Below are 2,635 nucleotides of genomic sequence, written 5' to 3' on the forward strand. Positions count from 1 at the left end.
GGTATCGATTGCAGCCGCCCCGGATTGACCCGGAAGAACGGCTCGAACGCCTTGTTGAGCAGTTCCGGCGGAATGCCCGGCCCATCATCGTCGATGGTCAGCACGGCCTGGCCGCCGGCGCTCGTCAGGGCAACGCTGCAGCCCCTGCCATGTGTAGCGGCGTTGACGATCAGGTTGCGCAGAGCCCGCCTGAGGCCAAGCGCGCCGGCCTTGACCGAGACTTTGTCGAGCTGGCCGACAGAGACCGGATGTCCGAGCGAGATCATCTCGGCCTGGATGTCGCGCAGCAGCCTCGCCAGGTCGACCGGCTCGACGGCATCCTGGTTGACCTCCTCGCGCACCAGCCGGATCGCGCTGTCGGCGATGCGGTCGAGCTCATCGAGGTCGTGCAGCCATTTTTCGCGGTCGTCGTCGAGGAATTCAGCCCTGAGCCGCATCCGCGTCATCGGCGTCCTCAGGTCATGGCCGGCGGCGGCGACCAGCCGCATGCGGCTCTCCATCGCCGTCTTCAGCCTGGCGGAGAGCTGATTGAGCGCATGCGCCGTCGCCCGGACTTCCGCCGACCCCTTCTCCGGCACCGCCGCCAGCACGCCGTCCGATCCGATCTTGCTGACCGCCGTCTCCAGCATCTCCAGCGGCCGCACCAGCACGGCGGTGAAATAGACCGAGACCGCCGTGGCGCCGAGCGCGATCAGCGTGATCCAGCCGGCCAGCACGAACCAGACATCGCGCGGTGGATTGAAGTCCGGCACGTCGACGATCATCCAGCGATTGCCGGGCAGCGCGACCGAGGCGACCATGCCGGGACTGCCGGGGTTGCGGCTGACGGTCGCCGAAAGGTCGAGACCGTCGTCATGCAGGATGTCGTTGAGCACTCGCGTGTGCTTGAGGTCCTCGAAACCGTCGGCGGGACGGTCGCTGATGTTGATCGGCGCGTCACTCGGACCGGCCACATGGCCCGGAACCAGTTGCACCATGAGCTGCACCTGGCGGGCGACCGGCCGCATGATGAGCTCGGGGGACGGCCCGCCGAGCACCTTGATCGCGACGAACGTGGCAAGGCCCACGACGCCGACGATCGACGCGACCAGCAGGATGATCAGGCGCCGGCGCAGCGAGGTCATGCTTCGGCCTCGGCCGTCTCGACGCGCGCGGTGAGCTGGTAGCCGCCATTGCGCACCGTCTTGAACAGCGGACCCTCGCCCGCGTCACCGAACTTGCGCCGCAGTCGGCTCATCAGCACGTCGACGGATCGGTCGAGCGGGTCACGCTCGCGGCCTTGCGTCAGATCGAGTAACTGATCGCGCGACAACAGCCGTCCGGGGCGGTCGAGGAAGACCTGCAGCAGGTCGAACTCAGCGCCGGTGAGGTCGATCAGCGCGCCCTCGGCATCCATCACCTTGCGCGTGTCCGGCTCCAGCCTGTAGCCGGCGAACTGGTAGACGCGCACACGCGGCGGAGCCTCTTCCGGTGCTGAGCGCCTGAGCACGGCACGGATGCGGGCGGCAAGCTCGCGCGGGTTGAACGGTTTGCCGAGATAGTCGTCGGCGCCGAGCTCCAGCCCGATGATGCGGTCCACATCCTCCTTCAGCGCCGTCAGTAGGATGACCGGAATATGCGGCTTGCGATCGCGCAGCGCCCTGCAGATGTCGAGGCCCGAGCCGTCGGGCAGCATGACGTCGAGCACGATCAGGTCGAACTGGCCCGAGCCGAGCTTCTGCTCGGATTCGCGCCGGTCAGCCGCCACCGAGACGCGAAAGCCTTGCCCATCGAGATAGCGCCCGAGCAGCGTCCTGATTTCGCGGTCGTCGTCGACGACGAGGATGTGGGGTTGTGCCTGCATTACCTGCCCGCCTGCATTTCCTGCCCTGTTTGCTTGTTTGCCGGCGATTATAGGAGCGCGGCGGGCAAGCGGCATGGAAAATTGCAACCCAATGTTTCCACCCGGCGCCCGGAAACATTGGGAAACAAATCTCCCTTTTGCGGAAACCTTCAGCAACGCGCCGAAGCAAAGCGGCAAAAGACGCTTCCTATCCTCCAGCGATCCGAAGCATGCAGGAAAGGATTACGTCATGCGAAGCAGACTTTTTGCGCTCGGCCTGTTCTCGGTCGCGGCCATTCATCCCGTGCTGGCGGCGCAGCCGGATGCGCCCGGTGACCAGCCGCCGATGCTGGCGCAGCCGGACGGCGCCGACCGGGGGCCAATGCCCTGGCCCGGCCCACATGGGCCGATGCGGCACGGACCGGACGGCTTCGGTCCGGAAGGCCACGGTCCGCAGCGCTTTGGTGAACGCCGGATGGGACCGCCGCCGGAATTCATGCTCGCGGCCCGGCTTTCCGCGCTTGAGACCAAGATCGGTGTGCGATCCGAGCAGCTCGACGCTTGGCGCGACTATACCAGCGCCCTGCAGGCGGTGCTGGCGCCACCGCGGCCCGACCATGGTCCGGGCGGCACCGGCGGGCGCGGCCCCGATGCGGCAGGCAACGGTCCCGCCGGCAAGCCTGAGGCCCGCGATCCCTTCGCCTTCCAGGAGAAGCTGGCCGACGACGTGACGCAGCACGCCATCGCGGCAGCCAGGCTCAAGGACGCGATCTCAGCGCTCCGCACCAAGCTGACGCCCGAGCAGCTCGAGAT

3 protein-coding genes are annotated in these 2,635 nt (G+C 67.3%); 1 reads left to right on the forward strand and 2 read right to left on the reverse strand.

Going from position 1 to position 2,635, the window contains the following annotated elements:
- Both EOA33_RS31410 and EOA33_RS31415 read right to left on the reverse strand, forming a co-directional pair.
- The coding region (locus EOA33_RS31410; RefSeq protein ID WP_127407394.1) for an ATP-binding protein at window positions 1-1,124 on the reverse strand (1,124 nt) is incomplete at its 3' end.
- Window positions 1,121-1,843: a response regulator transcription factor gene (locus tag EOA33_RS31415; protein WP_126054241.1), complete on the reverse strand. Its 723-nt coding sequence runs from the start codon at window positions 1,841-1,843 to the stop codon at window positions 1,121-1,123. The genes EOA33_RS31415 and EOA33_RS31410, both read right to left, overlap by 4 nt.
- Window positions 1,844-2,072: 229 nt before the next feature.
- Here EOA33_RS31415 and EOA33_RS31420 point away from each other — a divergent pair.
- Window positions 2,073-2,635 (forward strand): hypothetical protein (locus EOA33_RS31420; RefSeq protein WP_127407395.1); only part of this gene is annotated, 563 nt, incomplete at its 3' end.

It is taken from the genome of Mesorhizobium sp. M4A.F.Ca.ET.050.02.1.1 (assembly GCF_003997725.1).
Classification (GTDB): domain Bacteria; phylum Pseudomonadota; class Alphaproteobacteria; order Rhizobiales; family Rhizobiaceae; genus Mesorhizobium.